This window comes from Pseudomonas sp. Root569 (assembly GCF_001427465.1).
GTDB lineage: Bacteria > Pseudomonadota > Gammaproteobacteria > Pseudomonadales > Pseudomonadaceae > Aquipseudomonas > Aquipseudomonas synxantha.
Map to the genome: position 1 here is coordinate 283849 of NZ_LMGQ01000001.1, position 21788 is coordinate 305636.

The window sequence follows — 21788 nt, forward strand, 5'->3', positions numbered from 1 at the left end:
CCTACTCAGTGATCAAACACGGCAAGCGCCGCCGGGGTCTTGCTCGGAAGGGTCTTGGCATCCTGGGGCACATCGTTGCCGGCACCGAGGCCGCCGCCCAGGGCGGTCACCAGTTCGGCGTGGGCGCTCAGGCGTGCCGCCTGCACCTGTTGCTCGACCTGTTGCTGACGGAACAGCAGGGTCTGGGCGTTGAGCACATTGAGGTAATCGGTGAGGCCACGCTGGTAGGCGATCATGGCGATGTCGTAGGTTTTCTGCGCCGAGGCCACCGACTGCGCGGCGAAGGCCGACTGCTTGTCCATGGACTCGCGGCGGATCAACTGGTCGCTGACGCCCTTGAGCGCGTTGACCAGGGTCTGGTTGTACTGGGCGACGGCGATGTCATAACCGGCACTGGCTTCACCCAGTTGGGCGCGCAGGCGGCCGCCATCAAAAATTGGCAAGGTGATCGCCGGGCCAACGTTGTAGTTGAATTTCTTCCCCGCCAGGAATTCCAGCATGCCGCCGCCGGTGGCCATGTAGCCGAGGCTGCCGACCAGGTCGACGTTGGGGTAGAAACCGGCGTGGGCCACATCAATGCCACGGGCCTGGGCCGCCACCTGCCAGCGGCTGGCGACCACGTCCGGGCGTTGACCGAGCAACTGCGCCGGCAGGCTCGAAGGCAGTTTCAAAGGTGCCGCGAGGGCCAGGCACGGGCGTTGCAACTGCGCGCCCTCGCCCGGGCCTTTGCCCGCCAGCGCCGCCAGCTGGTTACGGCTCAAGGCGATTTCTTCGTCAAGGGCATCCAGCTGGCGATGGGTTTCCGGCAGCGGGCTTTCGGCCTGGCTGACGTCGAAGTGCGTGCCGATCCCGGCGGCCAGGCGTTTGTGGGCCAGGTCGAGAATCTGCTGTTGCTGGGCCAGGGTGGCGGCGACGATATCGCGGTTGGCGTAGTGCAACGACAGCTGGATATAGGCGCGCACCACGTTGTTCTGCAGTTCGAGCTGGGCCTGGCGCGCTTCGGCGGCGCTCATATGGGCGAGGTCGACGGCGCGCTCGGTGTTGTTGCTTTCCCGCCCCCACAGGTCGAGTGCGTAGCTCAGGCCCAGGGATGAATTGTTGTCCCAGGTGTTGGCACCGCTCAGTTCGCCGGGGCCGTAGAACTGATCTTTCGGCCAATTGTGACGCTTGAGGGTGGTGTCGCTGTTGATCTGCAACGACTCTGCCGACTCTGCCACCCCGGCCAGCGCCCGCGCTTGCCGCACGCGGGCGGCCGCCATGGCGAGGCTGGGACTGTTCTGGGTGGCGAGTTCGACCCAGCGGTTGAGTTGCGGATCGCCGTAGGCTTGCCACCATTGGGTGGTGGGCCAGTGGGCGTCCTGGGCGGCGTCTTGAATGGCTTCGTCGGTGGCCAAAGTATTGGCGTTGAGGGCGTGGCCTTGGGGGGCGATTCCTCCGGTTCCGATGCAGCCGCTGATGGCTAACGATAAGGCCCAAACACTGAGAGTCTTCAGCTCTCTGCTGATGTGACGCGGCACGGCAAGCGAATTCCTGAGAGGGTGTTGCGCAAGAGGTGGCGCAATTCTAGGCGGCGGCAAGGAGGACGATAAGCTGGCATTCCTGTGAATCTTTGTTACCGTTCAGGCGATAATCCGTTGGTAGGGATCACTGGACGGCGTTACTTTCTGTCACAATTTGCTATCTCCCTTGAGAACACCCCATGGACACTTTGCAAAATATGCGCGCTTTCAGTTGCGTGGCCGAAGCCGGCAGCTTCACCGCCGCCGCCGTGCAACTGGACACCACCACGGCCAATGTCTCGCGCGCGGTCTCCAACCTTGAGGCCCACCTGCAAACCCGCTTGCTCAACCGCACCACCCGGCGTATCGCGCTGACCGAGGCCGGCAAACGCTATTTGCTGCGCTGCGAGCAGATCCTCGCCTATGTGGAAGAGGCCGAAGCCGAAGCCAGCGATGCCCACGCCCGCCCCGCCGGGCAGCTCAAAGTGCACACCATGACCGGAATCGGCCAGCACTTCGTCATCGACGCGATTGCCCGCTACCGCCGCACCCATCCCGACGTGACCTTCGACCTGACCCTGGCCAACCGCGTGCCGGACCTGCTCGACGAGGGCTACGACGTGTCCATCGTGCTGGCCAGCGAACTGCCGGACTCTGGGTTCGTGTCCCAGCGCCTGGGCATCACCTACAGCATCGCCTGCGCCTCACCGGAATACGTCAAGGCCAAGGGCTGCGCACAGCGGCCCCAGGACTTGCTCAACCATGCGTGCCTGCGCCTGGTCAGCCCGGTGATCCAGCTGGACAAATGGACCTTCAACGGCCCAGAAGGCCAGGAAAGCGTGGCGATCAACAGCTCGCCGTTCCTGGTCAATTCGGCCGACGCGATGAAAACCGCAATCACCAGCGGCATGGGCGTCGGCCTGTTGCCGGTGTATGCCGCCATCGAAGGGTTGCGCAACGGCACACTGGTGCGGGTGATGCCGACCTACCGCTCCCAGGAATTGAACCTGTACGCCATCTACCCCTCGCGCCAATACCTGGATGCAAAGATCAAGACCTGGGTGGAATACCTGCGCGGTTCGTTGCCGGAGATCCTGGCGGCGCACCAGGCTGAGCTGGTGGCGTATGAGTTGAGTGGTGGTTTGGGTGGCGTACGGATGGCGACCTGATTTCTGCCCGACAACACAGAACAACTGTGGGACGGGGCTTGCTCCGGATAGCAGGGTGTCAGTCACTAAATGTTTTGACTGAACCATAGCCATCGGGAGCAAGCCCCCTCCTACATTCAGAGCCTGCCCCCCCTTTAGAGCTAGAGTGTCCTGACAATCAACGACGGGAATGTTAGCGTGCTTGGCATTCTTCCGTAGTCGATGAGCCCGCCTGCAATGAAAAAGACTGTCCTGGCCTTCAGCCGCATCACCGCGCCCATGATCGAACGCCTGCAACAGGATTTCGAGGTGATAGTGCCCAATCCCAAACAGGGGGATATCAACGCACAGTTCAACGAAGCCCTGCCCCACGCCCACGGCTTGATAGGTGTGGGCCGCAAGCTCGGCCGCGAGCAGCTCGAAGGCGCGAGCAAGCTGGAGGTGGTGTCCAGTGTGTCGGTGGGTTACGACAACTACGACGTGCCGTACTTCAATGAGCGCGGGATCATGCTCACCAACACCCCCGATGTGCTCACCGAAAGCACCGCCGACCTGGCCTTTGCCCTGCTGATGAGCAGCGCACGCCGGGTGGCCGAGCTGGACGCCTGGACCAAGGCCGGCCACTGGAAAGCCAGCGTGGGCGCACCGTTGTTTGGCTGCGATGTGCACGGCAAGACCCTGGGCATCGTCGGCATGGGCAATATCGGCGCAGCCGTAGCCCGGCGTGGACGCCTGGGGTTCAACATGCCGATCCTGTACAGCGGCAACAGCCGCAAGACCGCGCTGGAACAAGAGCTCGGCGCGCAGTTCCGGAGCCTGGACCAGTTGCTGGCCGAGGCGGATTTTGTCTGCCTGGTGGTGCCATTGAGCGACAAGACCCAACACCTGATCAGCACTCGCGAATTGGGCCTGATGAAGTCCAGCGCGATCCTGATCAATATTTCCCGTGGGCCCGTGGTGGATGAATCGGCGCTGGTCGAAGCGTTGCAAACCCAACGTATTCGTGGTGCCGGCCTGGATGTGTATGAAAAGGAACCGCTGGCCGAATCGCCACTGTTCCAGTTGAGCAATGCCGTGACCCTGCCGCATATCGGCTCGGCCACCGACGAAACCCGCGAAGCCATGGCCAACCGCGCCGTGGCCAACCTGCGTAGCGCGCTGCTGGGCCAGCGCCCGCAGGATCTGGTGAATCCCCAGGCCTGGAAAGGCTGATACATAACCCAATGTGGGAGGGGACTTGCTCCCGATGGCGGTGGATCAGTTGTACATCTGCTGGCTGACACGCCGCTATCGGCAGCAAGCCCCCTCCCACATTAGCAGTGCCCGACACAAAATCCGGTTAAAGCCCAGGCCAGCCGAGTCGATAACCTTCCATAGATGATTGTCATCCCTGATCCACAGAAGGTTTTTATGTCCACCACTAAAGCCCGCGCAGACTCACTCTCGCTTCTGCTCTTTACCTTGCGCAGCGGCAAGCTGATGGCTATCAACCTGTTGAAAGTCAGTGAAATCATACCCTGCCCGCCGCTGACCAAGCTGCCGGAGTCCCATCCCCACGTCAAAGGCATCGCCACCTTGCGCGGTGCTTCACTTTCGGTGATCGACCTGAGCCGCGCCCTGGGCGAAATGCCCTTGCAAGACCCGGACGGCGGCTGCCTGATCGTCACCGATGTCAGCCGTTCCAAGCAGGGCCTGCATGTGCAGGCGGTGAGCAAGATCGTGCATTGCCTGACCACCGATATCCGCCCGCCCCCCTACGGTTCTGGCGGCAATCGGGCGTTTATCACCGGGGTGACCCAGGTGGAAGGTGGCCTGGTGCAGGTGCTGGATATCGAGAAAGTCATCCACGGCATCGCCCCGGCACCGATTGAAGCGGCGCCGACCGACCTGACCATGGAAGAAGCCGAAGTACTGGGCAATGCGCGCATCCTGGTGGTGGACGACAGCCAGGTGGCCCTGCAGCAATCGGTACACACCCTGCGCAACCTCGGTCTGACCTGCCACACCGCCCGCAGCGCCAAGGAGGCCATCGACGTGTTGCTGGAGCTGCAAGGCACCGGCGAGCAAATCAACGTGGTGGTGTCGGACATCGAAATGTCCGAGATGGACGGCTACGCCCTGACCCGTACCCTGCGCGAAACCCCAGACTTCCAGGACCTCTATGTGCTGTTGCACACTTCCCTGGACAGCGCGATGAACAGCGAAAAAGCCCGCCTGGCCGGTGCCGATGCGGTGCTGACCAAGTTCTCATCGCCGGAACTGACCAAGTGCCTGGTCGTGGCCGCCAAAGCCGTGGCGCAAAAGGGCCTGTAGGCGTTGGCCGATTATTTCCAGCTGCTGCGTCGCGACCTCACAGGCAGCCTGACCGCCCCGCAGTGGCCAGCGGATACGCAGCTGGATCATTACCGGGATGAACTGGCCCCGGCAATCCATGCCGTGCTGCGCATGACCCAGGACCAGGGCGGCGGCCGTGTCGCCCGGCTGGATGAATGGCGCCGGCAATTCGTCACCAATGCCGAGTTCGATCCGACACTGTGCCTGGTAGCCAGTAACGCCGGCGGCATCCTCGGGGTGGCGCAATGCTGGACCAGTGCCTTTATCAAGAACCTCTCCGTGCACCCTTGCGCCCAAGGCCAGGGACTGGGCCGAGCCTTGTTGCTGCAGACCTTCCAGATGTTCAAGCAGCGCGGCGAACCTTATGTGGACCTTAAGGTGCTGGAGAGCAACCTGCGTGCCCGGCAGCTGTATGAAAGTGCGGGTATGAAATTTGTCCTGCGGGACATAGTGACCAAGGACTGATAACCACTGGCGCATAACTTGCTTCCAGAGAGCCCGAGCGGTGGATAGAGGTAAAAACCCGTCACTCCTCAAGCGTCCCCTCTGAACTTGCCTGGTGACAGATCCGCCATGAACACTCATTTTTCCTGCGTAGGTTGCGGCAAATGCTGCAACGACCATCACGTGCCCCTGACCCTCGAAGAGGCCCGGCAATGGGCGGCGGACGGCGGTAATGTCATCGTTCTGGTCGAAGGCTTCCTGCGTAACGGCCTGGGCTTGCCCCTGCAACAACGCGAACACGCCGAGCGCCGTTCAGTGATCGTGCCCAGCGGCAATACCGAGGCGTTCGTGGCAATCACCTTTGCCGCCTACAACGCCGGCCCCTGCCGGAATCTTGACGAAGACAACCGCTGTCGCATCTACGAACGACGCCCTCTGGTGTGCCGGATCTATCCGATGGAGATCAACCCGCATATCCCGCTGAACCCGAGTGCCAAGGATTGCCCGCCGCAGTCCTGGGAACAGGGTCCGGCGCTGATCGTTGGTGGCGAACTGATGGACCTGGAACTGGTTGAACTGATCCGTCGTTCGCGCCAGGCCGACCGTGATGATGTGCAGGCCAAGGAGGCGGTGTGCGCGTTGCTCGGCATTCGGACAACTGCGCTCAAGGGCGATGGCTTTACCGCGTACCTGCCAGATATGCAGGCATTCACCCACGCCATTGAGCAGGCGACCGACCAGCCAGCCATGGCCACTGAATGGGTGTTCCATGTGTCCGGGATGGATATCGCCGAACAACTGCTGGACGCCGGTGCGCAGATTGCCACCGAGGTGCCGGCCAACTATGCGTTTATCTCACTGAGGGCGGCCTGACCGCTGATGGGGGTTTGGCGGGTGCGCCTCATGTCAATGGGGGCTCGCCCCCAGCCATCACGGACTGGATGGCAGCACATCGAGACGATAGGGCTCGACGATGCGCTGGTATTCACCGTTTTGCATCAGCTCTTCAAGCGCATGGTTGAGTTCATTGCGCAACGAGGTATCGAGCTTGCGCACTGCGATCGCCACGCTGTCGCCCAACAGGTCAGACGAAACAACCGGGCCGAGAAAATCGAAATCCAGGCCCTGAGCCGTGTCCAGCAGGGCCTCACGTATCTCTACCGCACCTTGCAGGGTCGCATCGATATCGCCCGCGAGGAGGCTGTTGATCAGTTGATCATTGAGCCAGAAACTCTTGATGATCACGCCTGCCGGCGCCCACTGCGACAGGGCAAAGGCTTCACGATTGCTTCTGATCAAGACCCCGACACGCTTGCCCTTGAGCGACCGCCGATCAGGGGTCAGGCCTGCGGTTTTACGGGCCACCAAGCGGGTGGTGATGGGGTAGAGCGCATTGGTAAAGCTCACCTGTTGTCGCCGATTCGACGTCGGCGCCATGCCCATGATCGCGTCGAACTTTCGGCCGTCCAGGGCCGGGAAATTTTCCATGACCACTTGGTCGACCCAGGTACAGCGCACGTTGAGTTGCTCGCACAGGGCGTTACCCAGTTCGATATTCAACCCCACCAGTTGCCCTTGGGAGTTGCGGTGTTGGAACGGCGGGAAGTGCGCGGCGACGGCGAAACGGATTTCGTGTCGTGGTTGATCGCTGGCGGCAGCAACAGTCGTCGACAGCAAGAGAGCAAACACAGCACAAATGTGTATCAGGGCCACAGGAACGTCCTTTTCCGGGAAAAACTGGCTCACCGCACCCGATGAGCATCATTGGGGCGGAGTAAAGTACTGTGCCAGCTTTCAAGAAATGGTCGCGGACCTACAATCAGAAATATCTACGCGCGCTGTAGGCAACAGCCGATACAGCGCAACAAGCTTTGATCCTAACGTTTACCCATGGAACGACGAGTGCCAGGTGGCGCCATACCTGGCGTCTTGGCATGGCCATTCTTGGCACCGCCTTTGTACCAAGGCTGGCCGGCATGCTTGACCGCGGCCAGCTCGCCCGGCTTGAAGGGGAACTTGAACGCCGGGATCTCGGCTTTTTCAACGCCATCGGCAGTGGCCAGGTCGACGAGTTCGGCCGCTTCGACAGGGGGTTGGGTGGGGGAAGACATAGGGGCTCCGGCGCAGCTATAGGCGTAAAAACGCGAGTATACGGGGCTGGAGCTGCCAGCGGTAAGCTTCAACCGCAAGTTCAACCCCCAGCTGTCACCGCTGTCAGTTTGCCGTCACTGTGCTGACCGCATGACAGCGCTATAAAGCACTCATTCTAACTTCAACTTGCAGCGTGCAGCTTGAAACCTGCAACTGCGCCGCTGGCGTCTTTCCATGCACATAAAACGAAACACGGCCTTGATAGTAGGCGTACTCCTGATACTGGGCGTTGCAGCCTGGGCGTTGACCCGCCCAGCCAAGACCCGGCTGGCAGCACCCAGCGCAATTCCGGTTCGGGTGGTGAGCGTGGTGCAGCAGGATGTTGCGCGGTACGTCAGCGGCATCGGCTCGGTGTTGTCGTTGCACAGTGTGGTGATTCGTCCGCAGATCGACGGCATCCTCACCAAACTGCTGGTCAAGGAAGGCCAACTGGTAAAAGCCGGTGACTTGCTGGCTAGCATCGACGACCGCTCTATCCGGGCCAGCCTCGACCAGGCCAAGGCGCAATTGGGCGAAAGCCAGGCGCAACTGCAAGTGGCACTGGTCAACCTCAAGCGCTACAAGGAGCTGAGCATTGACGACGGCGTGTCGAAGCAGACCTATGACCAGCAACAGGCACTGGTCAACCAGCTCAAGGCCACGGCGCAAGGCAACCAGGCTGCGATAGATGCGGCTCAGGTACAACTTTCCTACACCCAGATCCGATCCCCGGTCAGTGGCCGCGTAGGTATTCGCAGCGTGGATGAAGGTAACTTCCTGCGCATGAGCGACACCCAGGGACTGTTTTCAGTCACCCAGATCGACCCGATAGCCGTGACGTTCTCCCTGCCCCAGCAGATGCTGCCGACCTTGCAGGGCCTGATTGCCGCGCCGACCCGGGCAAGTGTCGATGCCTACCTGGGCGCCGACACCGACGGCCAGACCGGCGACCTGCTCGGCGAAGGCCACCTGAGCCTGATCGACAACCAGATCAGCTCCACCACCGGCACCCTGCGGGCCAAGGCCGAGTTCAATAACCCATCGCAAAAGCTGTGGCCGGGGCAACTGGTGACCATCAAGATCCAGACCGCCCTCGACAAGAACGCCCTGGTGGTGCCGCCGACCGTGGTGCAGCGTGGCCTGGACTCGCACTTCGTGTACCGGGTGAGCGATGACACCGTGGAGGTGGTGCCGGTGCAGGTCGCCTACCAGGACAGCGAGATCAACATTATCAAGGGCGTGCAGGCCGGGGATGTGCTGGTCAGCGACGGCCAGTCGCGGCTCAAGGCCGGTGCCCGGGTGGAGGTGCTCAAGGAGCCGCCGCAAGTAATCCAGACCGCTGACGCCAAGGTGCAACCATGAACGGCGGCCGTTCGCCCTCGGCCTGGTGTGTTGATCACCCGGTCGCCACCCTGCTGCTGACCTTCGCCCTCGTACTGCTGGGGATCATTGCCTTCCCGCGCCTGGCTGTAGCGCCCCTGCCGGAAGCGGAATTCCCAACGATCCAGGTCACCGCGCAGCTGCCCGGCGCCAGCCCGGACACCATGGCCTCATCGGTGGCCACGCCCCTGGAGGTGCAATTCAGTGCCATCCCCGGCATGACCCAGATGACTTCCAGCAGCGCCCTGGGGTCCAGCCAACTGACCCTGCAATTCACCCTGGAAAAAAGCATCGACACCGCCGCCCAGGAAGTCCAGGCCGCCATCAACACCGCATCGGGCAAGCTGCCCAGCGATATGCCGAGTTTGCCGACCTGGAGAAAGGTCAACCCGGCGGACAGCCCGGTGCTGATCCTCAGTGTCAGCTCAGATAGCATGCCCAGCACCGAACTGAGCGACTACGTGGAAACCCTGCTGGCGCGCCAGATCAGCCAGATCGACGGCGTCGGCCAGATCAACATCACCGGCCAGCAGCGTCCGGCGATTCGTGTGCAGGCATCCCCTGACAAGCTCGCGGCCATCGGCCTGACCCTCGCCGATATTCGCCTGACCATCCAGCAATCGAGCCTGAACCTGGCCAAGGGCGCGATCTATGGCGAGAACAGCGTGTCGACCCTGTCGACCAACGACCAACTGTTTCACCCGGAGGAATACGGTCAGCTGATCGTTTCCTACAAGGACGGCGCGCCGGTGCAACTGCGTGATATCGCCAAAGTCGTCAATGGTTCAGAAAACGCCTACGTGCAAGCCTGGTCCGGCGATACCCCGGGCGTGAACCTGGTGATTTCACGTCAGCCCGGCGCCAACATCGTCGAGACCGTCGACCGCATTCAAGCCGAACTGCCGCGCCTGCAAGGCATGTTGCCGGCCTCGGTGCAGGTGAGTGTATTGACCGACCGCACCAAAACCATCCGCGCCTCATTGCATGAAGTGGAAATGACCCTGCTGATCGCTATCCTGCTGGTGGTGGCGGTCATGGCGCTGTTCCTGCGCCAGCTGTCGGCGACGCTGATTGTGTCGGCTGTGCTTGGCGTATCGCTGGTTGCCAGTTTCGCCCTGATGTACCTGATGGGGTTCAGCCTGAATAACCTGACCCTGGTGGCCATCGTGATTGCCGTGGGCTTTGTGGTCGACGATGCGATTGTGGTGGTGGAGAACATTCACCGGCACCTGGAGGCGGGCCTGGGCAAGCGCGAAGCCGCGATCAAGGGCTCCGGCGAGATTGGCTTTACCGTGGTGTCCATCAGCTTCTCGCTGGTGGCGGCGTTTATTCCGCTGCTCTTCATGGGCGGCGTGGTCGGGCGGCTGTTCAAGGAGTTCGCGCTGACAGCCACCTCGACCATCCTGATTTCGGTGGTGGTTTCGCTGACCTTGGCACCGACATTGGCGGCCCTGTTCATGCGTGCACCCACCCATCACGCCCACGCCAAGCCCACCTTCAGCGAACGCCTGCTGGCCGGCTATGCACGCAACCTGCGCCGTGCGCTGGCGCATCAACGCAGCATGGCCGCGATCTTTGTGGTGACCCTGGCCCTGGCCGTGGTCGGCTACGTGTTTATCCCCAAGGGGTTCTTCCCGGTCCAGGACACCGGCTTTGTGCTCGGCACCAGCGAGGCGGCGGCCGATGTGTCGTATCCGGACATGGTCGCCAAGCACAAGGCACTGGCCGAGATCGTCAAGGCCGACCCGGCAGTGCAAGCCTTCTCCCACTCAGTGGGCGTCACCGGCAGCAACCAGACCATCGCCAACGGGCGCTTCTGGATTGCCTTGAAAGACCGCGGTGACCGTGACGTATCTGCCAGCCAATTCATCGATCGCCTGCGCCCACAACTGGCCAAGGTGCCGGGTATCGTGCTGTACCTGCGCGCTGGCCAGGACATCAACCTGAGCTCCGGCCCCAGCCGCGCCCAGTACCAGTATGTGCTCAAGAGCAATGACGGCCCGACGCTGAACACCTGGACCCAACGCCTCACCGAAAAACTGCGCGCCAACCCGGCGTTTCGCGACCTGTCCAATGATCTGCAACTGGGCGGCAGCATCACCCACATCAGTATCGACCGCCAGGCCGCTGCCCGCTTCGGCCTGACCGCCACCGATGTCGACCAGGCGCTGTACGACGCCTTTGGCCAGCGCCAGATCAACGAGTTCCAGACCGAGATCAACCAATACCAAGTGATACTCGAACTGGACAGCCAACAGCGCGGCAAAGCCGAAAGCCTCAATTACTTCTACCTGCGTTCGCCGCTGACCAACGAGATGGTGCCGTTGTCGGCGCTGGCCAGGGTCGACCCGCCCACTGTCGGGCCGCTGTCCATCAGTCATGACGGCATGTTCCCCGCCGCCAACCTGTCGTTCAACCTGGCGCCCGGCGTGGCCCTGGGCGATGCCGTGATCATGCTCGACCAGGCCAAGAACGACATCGGCATGCCGAGTACCCTGATCGGCAACTTCCAGGGCGCGGCCCAGGCGTTCCAGAGTTCGCTGGCCAGCCAGCCGTGGTTGATCCTTGCGGCGCTGGTGGCGGTCTACATTATCCTGGGTGTGCTGTACGAGAGTTTCGTGCACCCGCTGACGATCATTTCCACCCTCCCCTCGGCGGGCCTCGGTGCGCTGGTCATGCTGTGGTTGCTGGGCCAGGATTTTTCAATCATGGCCTTGATCGGCCTGGTATTGCTGATCGGCATTGTGAAGAAAAACGGCATCCTGATGATCGACTTTGCCCTGGAAGCCCAACGCGTACGCGGGTTGCCGCCGGAGGATGCGATTTACGAAGCCTGCGTCACACGGTTCCGGCCGATCATCATGACCACCCTCGCCGCCTTGCTTGGGGCAGTGCCGTTGATGCTGGGCTCGGGGCCGGGTGCGGAACTGCGCCAGCCGTTGGGCATCGCGGTAGTCGGTGGCTTGCTGGTGAGCCAGGCACTGACGCTGTTCACTACGCCGGTCATATACTTGTACCTTGAACGGTTTTTCCACAGGCCCAAACCAGCGCTGGCGCTGGCGACCACACACTGAGGCGGTCATGCGCGTCCTGATTATTGAAGATGAAGAGAAAACCGCGGACTACCTGCACCGCGGCCTTACGGAGCAAGGCTACACCGTCGACGTGGCGCGTGAAGGCGTCGAGGGTCTGCACCTGGCGCTGGAAAACGATTACGCGGTGATCGTGCTCGATGTGATGCTGCCCGGCCTGGATGGCTTTGGTGTGTTGCGTGCGTTGCGCGCCCGCAAGCAGACGCCGGTGATCATGCTCACCGCCCGCGAGCGCGTGGAAGACCGCATCCGCGGCCTGCGTGAAGGCGCCGACGATTACCTGGGCAAACCGTTTTCGTTCCTGGAACTGGTAGCGCGCCTGCAAGCCCTGACCCGCCGCAGCGGCGGCCACGAGCCAGTGCAGGTTACGGTAGCCGACTTGTGGATCGACCTGATCAGCCGCAAGGCCAGCCGCAACGGCCAACGCCTGGACCTGACCGCCAAGGAGTTCTCGCTGCTCAGCGTATTGGCGCGGCGCCAGGGCGAGATCCTGTCCAAGACCGCCATTGCCGAGATGGTCTGGGACATCAATTTCGACAGCGATGCCAACGTGGTAGAAGTGGCGATCAAGCGCCTGCGCGCCAAGCTCGACGGGCCGTTCGAACACAAGCTGCTGCACACCATCCGCGGCATGGGTTATGTGCTGGAGAACCGTAGTGTCGGCTAATTCCATTGCTCTGCGCCTGAGCGGCATGTTCACCCTGGTGGCGTTGCTGATCTTCGTGCTGATCGGCGGCGTGCTGTATCAGCAGGTGGATCGCGGCCTGGGGTTGTTGCCCGAGGCCGAGCTGGATGCGCGCTACAGCGTGCTGGAATCGTCGGTCAATCGCTTCGGTACGCCGGAGCATTGGGTCAAGATCAAGGCCAAGCTCAAGTTGCTGGGCGAAGAAGACAAGCGTATCCGTTTCTGGGTGGTCAGCAGTGACCCGAGCTATGAATACGGCGAGCCCGATGCGCAAATCCGCGCCTTTGCACAGGGTCCGACAGGCAAGCGCGACCTGCGCCTGCCCGGCCATGATTATCCGTTCAAGGTGCTGGTCAGCCAGTTTGCGGCCAAGGACCAACGTCCGGCGCTGCGCTTCATGATCGCCATCGACACCGAAAACTTTCGCGCCACCCAGCACCACCTGCTGGTAGCGTTGGTCAGCCTGGCGCTGGTCGGCGTGGTGCTGGCGGCGCTGCTGGGGTTCTGGGTCGCGCGTATCGGCCTTAAGCCCCTGGGTAAGCTCTCGGATGAGGCACAGAAACTTGCGCCACCCAAACTCTCCGGGCGCCTGCATCTGTCACCGCTGCCGCCGGAACTGAGCCAGTTCGTCAACTCGTTCAACGCCACCCTCGACCGCGTCGAACAAGCCTACTCACGCCTGGAATCCTTCAATGCCGATGTGGCCCATGAACTGCGCTCGCCGCTGACCAACCTGATCGGCCAGACCCAGGTCGCCCTCACCCGCGGGCGTTCCGCGGAGCAGTACTTCGAGGTGCTGCAATCGAACCTGGAAGAGTTGGAACGGCTGCGCTCGATCATCAATGACATGCTGTTCCTCGCCAGCGCCGACCAGGGCAGCAAGGCCACCAAGCTGATCGAAAGCTCCCTGGCTGATGAGGTAGCGACGACCCTCGATTACCTGGATTTCATCCTCGAAGACGCCCAGGTTGAAGTGCGCGTGCACGGTGATGCCCGGGTGCAGATCGAAAAGGCCCACCTGCGGCGTGCGCTGATCAACCTGCTGAGCAATGCGGTGCAGCACACCGCTGCGGGGCAGGTGATCGACGTGAACATCGAGGTGCGGGAGCAACAAGTGGTAATCGGCGTGACCAACCCTGGCGAGGCGATTGCCCGCGAGCACTTGCCACGGCTGTTCGAACGTTTCTATCGGGTAGATGCGTCGCGCAGCAACAGCGGAGCGAACCACGGGCTGGGGCTGGCCATCGTCAAGGCGATTGCGTTGATGCATGGGGGGGATGTGTTTGTGCGTAGTGAGCACGGCGGTAATACCTTTGGCATTACCCTGCCTGTCTAAACTTGGGAACACCTCCCCAGTTAGCTTTACGCAGATCCTTCGTCTAACTGTTACAGTTTGGGCAATAGTCATTATCTTGTTACACTCTGTATCGCACCGCTCGCCTGCGTTACTTTGACGCATCGATGAGCGCGACGGCAAAGACAGCTGACCCGCTTACCCGAATTTCCCTCGACTTTTTTCCAGGGCTCTACACTGGGAATCTGTCTTAAAGCCGCTGACTTCAGCGGCTTTTTTTTGCCGTAAAAAAAGGCCAGGCACACCCCCACGACACTGGCCGTTCTTGATTGACCAAAGGAGCTCCACCGGTGAAGAACTCGCTGACGTTCACCCCGTTATTCCTCGCAGTTGCAGCAACGATCACTCCCCTCGCCCAGGCGGCAGACACCACCCCCACCGACGGTTTCGTTGAAGGCTCCCACCTCACGATCAATACGCGCAACTACTACATGAACCGCGACCGTCGCGACATTCATACCGATGACAGCAAGGAATGGGGCCAGGGTTTTATCGGCACCTTCGAGTCCGGCTACACCCAAGGCGCCGTCGGCTTCGGCCTGGACCTCAATGCAATGCTCGGCCTCAAGCTCGACGGTGGTGGTGGCACCGATGGCTCCAGCATCCTTCCCTACGGCAGTGGCAACGGCAAGGCACCCGGATCGTTCTCTACCGCCGGCGGCACCTTGAAAATGCGTGCCTTCGATACCGAACTGAAAGCCGGCGACCTGTTCCTCAATAACCCGGTGATCGCCGGCGGCATGACCCGCATGCTGCCGCAGACCTTCCGTGGTGTGAGTGTGACCAACCACAGCTTCGACGGTTGGATGATCGAGGGCGGCCAGGCCAGCTTCACCAAGCTCTACAACCAGAGCGGCCACCGGCGCATCGGCACCAGTTATGGCGCCTTGCCCGCCAACGCCGACAGCCAGCACCTGGACTGGGCCGGCGTATCGTTCAGCGGTATCACGGGGCTGACCAGCAACCTGTACGCCTCCGAACTCAAGGACGTATGGCATCAGTACTACTACGACCTCGAATACACCTATGCTCTCAATGACCTGGTCAGCCTGACCCCAGGCCTGCACTACTACCACACCCAGGACACCGGCCAATCCCTGCTGGGGGATATCGACAACAACACCTACAGCCTGCATTTCACTGTCGGCGTGGGCAACCACAGCGTCACGGCCACCTACCAGCGGGTCAACGGCAACACGCCGTTCGACTACATCGCCCAGGGCGACAGCATTTACCTGGATAACTCCCAGCAGTACTCGGACTTCAACGGCCCCAACGAGCGCTCATGGAAGCTCAAGTACGCCTACGACTTCGCCGGCCTCGGTGTGCCTGGCCTGACGTCCGCTGTGTCCTACATCAGCGGCAAGACCGACCTGACCAAGGTCGACCCCAACAGCCGCGGCTATAGCAGCTGGTACAGCGCCGATGGCAAAGATGCCAAGCACTGGGAGCGGGATATCGATTTGAAATATGTAGTGCAAGGCGGCAAGGCCAAGGACCTGTCGGTGCGCCTGCAATGGGCGACCAATCGAGGCAGCAATGGCTATTCGGCAGTGGATCGAGACGTGGATGAGTACCGCGTGATTGTGGACTACCCCATCAACGTCTTCTGACAGCGTTCCTAATGTGGGGGCTTGCTCCCACATTTTGGTTCTGCGACCTATTCCAAAGTTACTACTAAGCTATGGGCATCCCCAAAGCAGAAGTGCGTCCGATGAGCCCAAGCCTTACCCGTCCTGACCGCCGCCCGGAGCGCTTGCTGATCCTGGGCATTACGCTGACAGTGTTGCTGATCGTGGGGATCGTCACCGCGCTGCTGATTCGGGAACAGGCCAATACCTTGCAGACGGCCAAGCGCACCGCCAATACCATCACGCAATTGATCGATGCCGACGTGCTGCGCAACGTGGAGCTCTACGACATGGCCCTCAAAGGCCTGATCGCCGCCACCGAGCGCACTGACCTGCAAGACGTTTCAGCGAGCATCCGCCATCTGGTGCTGTTCGATCGCTCGGCGGCGGCGCCGTACAAGGGCGATATCCTGCTGCTGAGCCCGAACGGCGAGGTGATTGCCGATTCGTCCCTGCTCACACCCAAGCTGGGTAACTTCTCTGATCGGGATTATTTTCAGGTGCACCGCGAAAATCCGGACGCGGGGTTATATATCAGCCGTCCATTCATGGCCCGCTGTGTGTGCGATGACCCATGGCGCATCGCGTTCAGCCGCCGCGTTTCGTCGCCGGACGGGCGCTTCCTGGGCGTCGCCGCCGCCTCCATGCGCCTGTCGTACTTCCACCAGTTGTTCAGCAGCCTGAACATCGGCAGCAACAGCACGATCAACCTGCTCAACCACCAAGGCATCCTGTTGGCCCAAGAACCTTTGCTGGAAGCAGGCATGCTCGACAAGGACCTGAGCCAGCGCCCCAATGTGGCACGCATGCTGCGCGAGCGCGATGGCAGCTTCCAGAGTATCTCCAGTGTCGATCACCAGGCGCGACTCTACAGTTTCTCCAGTGTGGGCAACCTGCCGCTGATCGTCGCGGTGGCTTTGTCCAGCAATGAGATATTTGCGCCATGGCGGCGTGCGGCGTGGCTGGTGAGCATCGCCACAGGCGTGCTGTGCGTAGGCCTGTTGTGGCTGACCTGGGCGCTGTGCATGGAGCTGCGCCGTCGTCATCGCGCTGAACAGGTGCTGTCAGAATTGGCAGCCACTGATGCCCTCACCGGCCTGGCCAACCGCCGTACCCTGGACGAGCGCCTGCGCCTGGAGTGGGACCGGGCACAGCGCTCGACGGAGCCCTTGACCGTGTTGATGATCGATGTGGACCACTTCAAGGCCTTCAACGACCGCCATGGTCACCAGGGTGGCGATGATGCGTTGCGCGCAGTGGCGCAGGTGATCGACAGCAATATCCGCCGTCCGGCCGACCTGGCAGCACGCTATGGCGGTGAAGAGTTTGCCGTGGTGCTGCCCCATACCGACGCCAAGGGCGCCTGGGTGATCGCCGAGCGCATCCGCATCAGCGTCGAGCGTTTGCCACGGGTGGCTGGGGATAAACAGCCGGTTACCGTGAGCATCGGCATGAGTACCTGGCAGAAACGTAGCGGTATGTCCCTTGAGAGTATGCTGCTCAAGGCCGACCAGGCGTTGTATGAGGCCAAGCACACGGGGCGCAATCGGATTGTGGATGCCGCGCCCCTATAAACGAGGCATAAAAAAAGGCCACCCGAAGGCAGCCTTTAAAACTAAAGAAAGAGAGTTGTTACTTACACCGCCGCAACGGGACGCATGTAAGAGATCGGTGCGGTGCTGGCATCTTCGAAGGTCACGACTTCCCAAGCGTCTGTCTGCTCAATCAACTTGCGCAGCAGCTGGTTGTTAAGGGCGTGGCCCGACTTGAAGCCTTTGAACTCGCCTATCAGGCTATTGCCCAGCAGGTAGAGGTCACCGATTGCATCGAGGATCTTGTGCTTCACGAATTCGTCTTCGTAGCGAAGGCCGTCTTCGTTCAGTACACCATCCGCGTCGACCACAATGGCGTTTTCAACGCTGCCGCCGAGTGCGAGGTTGTGCTTGCGCAGGTACTCGATGTCACTCATGAAACCAAAGGTACGGGCGCGGCTGACTTCTTTTACGAACGAAGTGCTGGAAAAATCCACGCTTGCACTTTGGGTGCGGTCACGGAATACCGGGTGATCGAAATCGATCTCAAAGCTCACTTTAAAGCCTTCGAACGGAACGAAGGTGGCGCGCTTGTCGCCGTCTTCTACTGTCACTTCCCGCAGAATGCGAATGAACTTCTTGGCTGCGTCCTGTTCTTCCAGGCCGGCAGATTGAATCAGGAATACGAAGGGTCCAGCGCTGCCATCCATGATCGGGACTTCGGACGCGGAGAGCTCGACGTAGGCGTTATCGATGCCCAAACCGGCCATGGCCGAGAGCAAGTGCTCCACCGTGTCCACTTTGACGTCACCGTTGACCAATGTGGTCGACATAGTGGTTTCGCCAACGTTTTCCGCGCGAGCAGGTATCTGCACCACAGGGTCCAGGTCGGCACGCACAAACACGATGCCGGTGTCGACAGGTGCAGGCTTGAGGGTCAGGTAGACCTTTTCCCCGGAGTGCAGACCTACACCTGTGGCACGAATAATATTCTTCAGGGTGCGTTGTTTAATCATGGCTTGGACCGCTTCAGCGCAAATTGCGAACTGGTATCAACAAAGGCTGGCGATAATAGCAGACCAGACCTTTGCTGAACACCAATCACCTTCATAGCCCTGATACATTCCATTAATCGGCCTGACGACGCAAGAATGCCGGGATGTCCAGGTAGTCCAGGTCATCTTGCGGATTCGGGCTACGGGACGCAGCAGCACCGGCCTGGGCCTGGTTGCGCATCACGGTCGGACGGTCCAAGTCACGGTAGTTCACCGATGGCAACTCCTGGCGAGCAGGTGCTGGAGCGGCGGCCGCCTGGCTGGCGTGGCTGGCCTGGCTGTTATGCAGGGTGTTGTCGATGACCTTCACAGGCTTCTCGATTTTCGCACCCAGGCCGGTGGCAACCACGGTCACGTGCAGTTCGTCGCGCATGTCCGGATCGATAACGGTACCGACCTTGACCATGGCGTGCTCGGAAGCGAAGGCTTCGATGATGCTACCCACGTCGGAGTACTCACCCAGGGAGAGGTCAGGGCCGGCAGTGATGTTCACCAGGATGCCGCGTGCGCCTTGCAGGTTCACGTCTTCGAGCAACGGGTTGCGGATGGCCGCTTCGGTGGCTTCGCGTGCACGGTTCGGACCGCTGGCGCAGCCAGTGCCCATCATCGCCATGCCCATTTCGCTCATCACGGTACGTACGTCGGCAAAGTCGACGTTGATCATGCCCGGGCGCTTGATGATGTCGGAGATCCCGCGAACGGCACCCGCCAGTACATCGTCAGCCTTGGCGAACGCGGACAGCAGGCTGGCGTCCTTGCCCAGGATGGTCAGCAGTTTCTCGTTGGGGATGGTGATCAACGAGTCGACGCTTTCAGACAGCAGACGGATACCTTCGTCGGCGATCTGCATGCGCTTGCGGCCTTCGAACGGGAACGGACGGGTCACGACGGCAACCGTCAGGATCCCCATTTCCTTGGCCACTTCGGCAATGATCGGTGCAGCACCGGTACCGGTACCGCCGCCCATGCCGGTGGTGATGAACACCATGTTGGTGCCCTGCAGCACTTCGGCAATACGCTCGCGGTCTTCCAGGGCGGCTTGACGGCCGACTTCCGGATTGGCGCCAGCGCCGAGGCCCTTGGTCACGGCTGTGCCCAATTGCAGGATGGTCCGCGCGCCGATGCTTTTCAGCGCCTGGGCATCAGTGTTGGCGCAGATGAATTCAACGCCTTCAATGTTGCTCTTGACCATGTGATTGACAGCGTTGCCGCCGCCACCGCCAACACCGATTACTTTGATAACCGGGCTTGCGGGGATGTTGTCTACGAGTTCGAACATGTTCCCTCTCCTTTCATTTTCTCTAGTTTTTTCGCCTACTGCTTACTGCGGGTGCTGCGGTGTCGCGGTAAATCTTTAGAAATTGCCTTTGACCCAAGCCTGCAACCGCTCGAACAACGGCGCTTTCACTTCGTCGTCGCTGCGGTAGCTGTCGCGGATACTCGGGCCCGACAGGGAAATGCCGTCGGTCTGCTTCTGCAGCCCGTACAACAGCAAGCCCACACCGGTGGAATAAATCGGGTTGCGCACGACGTCGCCCAGGCCTTTCACACCATGGGGCACGCCCAGGCGCACTGGCATGTGGAAGATTTCCTCGGCCAGTTCGACCGCGCCTTCCATCTTCGAGGTGCCACCAGTCAGCACGATGCCGGCCGGGATCAGGTCTTCGTAGCCGCTGCGGCGCAGTTCAGCCTGGATCAGGGTGAACAGTTCGTCGTAGCGTGGCTCGACCACTTCGGCCAGGGCCTGGCGCGACAGCTCACGGGGAGGACGGTCGCCGACACTTGGCACCTTGATGGTCTCGCCGGCACCGGCCAGCTTGGCCAGGGCGCAGGCATAACGAATCTTGATTTCTTCGGCGTATTGGGTCGGTGTACGCAGCGCCATGGCGATGTCGTTGGTGACCTGGTCGCCGGCAATCGGGATCACCGCGGTGTGACGGATCGCACCCTCGGTGAAAATCGCGATGTCGGTGGTGCCACCGCCGATGTCCACCAGGCACACGCCCAGTTCTTTTTCGTCGTCGGTCAGCACCGAGTACGCCGAAGCCAGCTGCTCGAGAATGATGTCGTCGATTTCCAGGCCGCAGCGGCGCACGCATTTTTCAATGTTCTGCGCGGCGTTGACGGCACAGGTCACCACGTGGACCTTGGCTTCCAGGCGCACGCCCGACATGCCCAGGGGCTCGCGCACGCCTTCCTGGTTATCGATCACGTAGTCCTGCGGCAGGGTGTGCAGCACGCGCTGGTCAGCCGGGATCGCCACGGCCTGAGCGGCGTCGAGGACGCGCTCAAGGTCGGCGGAGCTGACTTCGCGGTCGCGGATCGCCACGATGCCGTGGGAGTTCAGGCTGCGGATATGGTTGCCCGCCACGCCGACGAACGCCGAGTGGATCCGGCAACCGGCCATCAGCTGCGCTTCTTCAATGGCGCGCTGGATCGATTGCACGGTGGACTCGATGTTCACCACCACGCCCTTCTTCAGGCCCCGGGACGGATGCGTGCCAATACCGACGATTTCGATCGCGCCGTCTTCCCCGACCTCGCCCACCAGCGCCACCACCTTGGAGGTGCCGATATCGAGACCGACGATCATTTTGCCGCTTTGCACGTTTGCCATGGGTCCTGCCTCTTCTTAATTCTTCGCGACAGCGGGTTGTGCTGCCGTGGGCGCAGCCGGTGCACGCCAGCCGACGGCCAGGCCGTTGGCGTAACGCAGGTCGACGCTCGCAATGTTCGTAATCTGTTCTTTCAAAGTTTTTTCATAGATGGCAATAAAGCGGCGCATCTTTTCCACCAAGCGGTCGCGTCCCAGCAACAACTCGATGCCCGGGCCGGAACTGCCTGCCCCGGTCGTCAAAAACCAGCTGCCCCGCTCACGCAATTCCAGGCGTGCAATGGAGAAGCCCAGTGGCCGCAGCATCTGGCTCAGGGCCTGGTACTGCTGCATCACTTGCTGCTGCGCCCGCTGCGGCCCGAACAGCTGCGGCAGGTGCTCGTAGTTGGCCAGCTCACGCGGGGTGAACGCCTGGCCCTGGTTGTTCAACAGCGCTTCATCACCCCAACGGGCCACGGGCAGTTGTTCTTCCAGGCGGATCGTCACCTGGTCCGGCCACACACGGCGGACTTCGGCGTGGGCGATCCACGGCATCTGTTCCAGCTCCGAGCGCATGCCGGCCAGGTCGATGGTAAAGAAGCTCGCCGCCAGGTACGGGCCGATGCGCTGCTGTACCGCCTGCTGGCTGATGTAGCTCAAGTCGCCCTGCACGCTGATCTTGGTGATCGGCCGGTCGGCATACGGCAACAGACGCTGCGCGCCTTCGTAGGTACCAAAGCCCAATACCACCAGCAGCACCGGCCAGAACAGCGCCTTGATAAAACCAAAGTTGGCTTTCGGCAGGCGCGCCGACATCGGCTCTTTAGCCACCATTCGGCTGGCGCCCCGCGGCACCGGCTTGCGGCTCGGTGCTTGTGGGGGCTGATGACGAAGCGATGCGCCTTTCATGT

The 21788-nt window shown here is 61.4% G+C and carries 18 protein-coding genes; 11 read left to right on the top strand and 7 right to left on the bottom strand.

Translation table 11 applies throughout. The features are described from left to right. Nucleotides 1–5 precede the first annotated feature (5 nt). Nucleotides 6–1517 carry an efflux transporter outer membrane subunit gene (locus ASD70_RS01310; RefSeq protein WP_056845487.1) on the bottom strand — a complete coding sequence of 504 codons (1512 nt, stop codon included), beginning with the start codon at nucleotides 1515–1517 and terminating at the stop codon, nucleotides 6–8. 182 nt (nucleotides 1518–1699) lie between these two features. Here ASD70_RS01310 and ASD70_RS01315 point away from each other — a divergent pair, with 182 nt between their 5' ends. The 5 genes from ASD70_RS01315 to ASD70_RS01335 all read left to right on the top strand — a co-directional run bounded on the left by ASD70_RS01315 (nucleotide 1700) and on the right by ASD70_RS01335 (nucleotide 6298). Continuing rightward, nucleotides 1700–2668, top strand: a complete 969-nt coding sequence (locus ASD70_RS01315) for a LysR family transcriptional regulator (RefSeq protein ID WP_043049771.1) — start codon at nucleotides 1700–1702, stop codon at nucleotides 2666–2668. A 216-nt stretch (nucleotides 2669–2884) separates the two neighbouring features. After that, nucleotides 2885–3859, top strand: coding sequence for a 2-hydroxyacid dehydrogenase (locus tag ASD70_RS01320; protein WP_056845488.1), 975 nt, complete (start codon nucleotides 2885–2887; stop codon nucleotides 3857–3859). Between the two features lie 198 nt (nucleotides 3860–4057). Further along, complete coding sequence (locus ASD70_RS01325; RefSeq protein WP_043049769.1) at nucleotides 4058–4960, top strand: chemotaxis protein CheV; 903 nt, start codon at nucleotides 4058–4060, stop codon at nucleotides 4958–4960. A gap of 3 nt (nucleotides 4961–4963) precedes the next feature. After that, nucleotides 4964–5446, top strand: a complete 483-nt coding sequence (locus ASD70_RS01330; protein WP_046070979.1) for a GNAT family N-acetyltransferase — start codon at nucleotides 4964–4966, stop codon at nucleotides 5444–5446. A 108-nt stretch (nucleotides 5447–5554) separates the two neighbouring features. Beyond that, nucleotides 5555–6298 carry a YkgJ family cysteine cluster protein gene (locus ASD70_RS01335; RefSeq protein WP_056845489.1) on the top strand — a complete coding sequence of 248 codons (744 nt, stop codon included), beginning with the start codon at nucleotides 5555–5557 and terminating at the stop codon, nucleotides 6296–6298. 57 nt (nucleotides 6299–6355) lie between these two features. Here the strand turns inward: ASD70_RS01335 and ASD70_RS01340 are convergent, their stop codons facing one another. Together ASD70_RS01340 and ASD70_RS01345 are read right to left on the bottom strand one after the other, a co-directional pair. Further along, complete coding sequence (locus ASD70_RS01340; protein WP_046070977.1) at nucleotides 6356–7138, bottom strand: transporter substrate-binding domain-containing protein; 783 nt, start codon at nucleotides 7136–7138, stop codon at nucleotides 6356–6358. Between the two features lie 164 nt (nucleotides 7139–7302). Continuing rightward, entirely contained in the window at nucleotides 7303–7536 is a 234-nt protein-coding gene (locus tag ASD70_RS01345; RefSeq protein WP_046070976.1) for a hypothetical protein, read from the bottom strand. Between the two features lie 214 nt (nucleotides 7537–7750). Here ASD70_RS01345 and ASD70_RS01350 point away from each other — a divergent pair, with 214 nt between their 5' ends. The 6 genes from ASD70_RS01350 (at nucleotide 7751) to ASD70_RS01375 (ending at nucleotide 17271) form a co-directional block, all read left to right on the top strand. Then, nucleotides 7751–8917 carry an efflux RND transporter periplasmic adaptor subunit gene (locus tag ASD70_RS01350; protein ID WP_056845490.1) on the top strand — a complete coding sequence of 389 codons (1167 nt, stop codon included), beginning with the start codon at nucleotides 7751–7753 and terminating at the stop codon, nucleotides 8915–8917. Further along, nucleotides 8914–12009 carry a multidrug efflux RND transporter permease subunit gene (locus tag ASD70_RS01355; RefSeq protein ID WP_046070974.1) on the top strand — a complete coding sequence of 1032 codons (3096 nt, stop codon included), beginning with the start codon at nucleotides 8914–8916 and terminating at the stop codon, nucleotides 12007–12009. Before ASD70_RS01350 ends, ASD70_RS01355 begins: the two co-directional genes overlap by 4 nt. 7 nt (nucleotides 12010–12016) lie before the next feature. Beyond that, complete coding sequence (locus ASD70_RS01360; RefSeq protein WP_046070973.1) at nucleotides 12017–12694, top strand: heavy metal response regulator transcription factor; 678 nt, start codon at nucleotides 12017–12019, stop codon at nucleotides 12692–12694. Then, complete coding sequence (locus tag ASD70_RS01365; RefSeq protein WP_046070972.1) at nucleotides 12684–14048, top strand: heavy metal sensor histidine kinase; 1365 nt, start codon at nucleotides 12684–12686, stop codon at nucleotides 14046–14048. The genes ASD70_RS01360 and ASD70_RS01365 overlap by 11 nt, the downstream gene beginning before the upstream one ends. A 308-nt stretch (nucleotides 14049–14356) precedes the next feature. After that, nucleotides 14357–15679, top strand: coding sequence for an OprD family porin (locus ASD70_RS01370; RefSeq protein WP_046070971.1), 1323 nt, complete (start codon nucleotides 14357–14359; stop codon nucleotides 15677–15679). A gap of 101 nt (nucleotides 15680–15780) precedes the next feature. Continuing rightward, nucleotides 15781–17271, top strand: coding sequence for a diguanylate cyclase (locus tag ASD70_RS01375; protein WP_056845491.1), 1491 nt, complete (start codon nucleotides 15781–15783; stop codon nucleotides 17269–17271). A gap of 62 nt (nucleotides 17272–17333) precedes the next feature. On the opposite strand, the gene lpxC is transcribed toward ASD70_RS01375, so the two are convergent. The 4 genes from lpxC to ASD70_RS01395 all read right to left on the bottom strand — a co-directional run bounded on the left by lpxC (nucleotide 17334) and on the right by ASD70_RS01395 (nucleotide 21786). After that, complete coding sequence (lpxC, locus tag ASD70_RS01380; protein WP_003171886.1) at nucleotides 17334–18245, bottom strand: UDP-3-O-acyl-N-acetylglucosamine deacetylase; 912 nt, start codon at nucleotides 18243–18245, stop codon at nucleotides 17334–17336. Between the two features lie 112 nt (nucleotides 18246–18357). After that, on the bottom strand, nucleotides 18358–19563 hold the full coding sequence (ftsZ, locus tag ASD70_RS01385) for a cell division protein FtsZ (RefSeq protein WP_046070969.1): 1206 nt from the start codon (nucleotides 19561–19563) through the stop codon (nucleotides 18358–18360). 75 nt (nucleotides 19564–19638) lie between these two features. After that, nucleotides 19639–20901 (bottom strand): cell division protein FtsA, encoded by a 1263-nt coding sequence (gene ftsA / locus ASD70_RS01390; protein ID WP_043050551.1) that lies wholly within the window; start codon nucleotides 20899–20901, stop codon nucleotides 19639–19641. Nucleotides 20902–20916: 15 nt separating this feature from the next. After that, nucleotides 20917–21786 (bottom strand): cell division protein FtsQ/DivIB, encoded by an 870-nt coding sequence (locus ASD70_RS01395; protein ID WP_032803262.1) that lies wholly within the window; start codon nucleotides 21784–21786, stop codon nucleotides 20917–20919. Nucleotides 21787–21788 lie beyond the last annotated feature (2 nt).

Bases quoted from the DNA above. Each gene is read 5' to 3' on its own strand.
- ftsZ (WP_046070969.1), bottom strand. From the start codon at position 19,563: ATGTTCGAACTCGTAGACAACATCCCCGCAAGCCCGGTTATCAAAGTA.
- ASD70_RS01315 (WP_043049771.1), top strand. From the start codon at position 1,700: ATGGACACTTTGCAAAATATGCGCGCTTTCAGTTGCGTGGCCGAAGCC.
- lpxC (WP_003171886.1), bottom strand. From the start codon at position 18,245: ATGATTAAACAACGCACCCTGAAGAATATTATTCGTGCCACAGGTGTA.
- ASD70_RS01355 (WP_046070974.1), top strand. From the start codon at position 8,914: ATGAACGGCGGCCGTTCGCCCTCGGCCTGGTGTGTTGATCACCCGGTC.
- ASD70_RS01350 (WP_056845490.1), top strand. From the start codon at position 7,751: ATGCACATAAAACGAAACACGGCCTTGATAGTAGGCGTACTCCTGATA.
- ASD70_RS01325 (WP_043049769.1), top strand. From the start codon at position 4,058: ATGTCCACCACTAAAGCCCGCGCAGACTCACTCTCGCTTCTGCTCTTT.
- ASD70_RS01345 (WP_046070976.1), bottom strand. From the start codon at position 7,536: ATGTCTTCCCCCACCCAACCCCCTGTCGAAGCGGCCGAACTCGTCGAC.
- ftsA (WP_043050551.1), bottom strand. From the start codon at position 20,901: ATGGCAAACGTGCAAAGCGGCAAAATGATCGTCGGTCTCGATATCGGC.
- ASD70_RS01360 (WP_046070973.1), top strand. From the start codon at position 12,017: ATGCGCGTCCTGATTATTGAAGATGAAGAGAAAACCGCGGACTACCTG.
- ASD70_RS01395 (WP_032803262.1), bottom strand. From the start codon at position 21,786: ATGAAAGGCGCATCGCTTCGTCATCAGCCCCCACAAGCACCGAGCCGC.
- ASD70_RS01320 (WP_056845488.1), top strand. From the start codon at position 2,885: ATGAAAAAGACTGTCCTGGCCTTCAGCCGCATCACCGCGCCCATGATC.
- ASD70_RS01375 (WP_056845491.1), top strand. From the start codon at position 15,781: ATGAGCCCAAGCCTTACCCGTCCTGACCGCCGCCCGGAGCGCTTGCTG.
- ASD70_RS01335 (WP_056845489.1), top strand. From the start codon at position 5,555: ATGAACACTCATTTTTCCTGCGTAGGTTGCGGCAAATGCTGCAACGAC.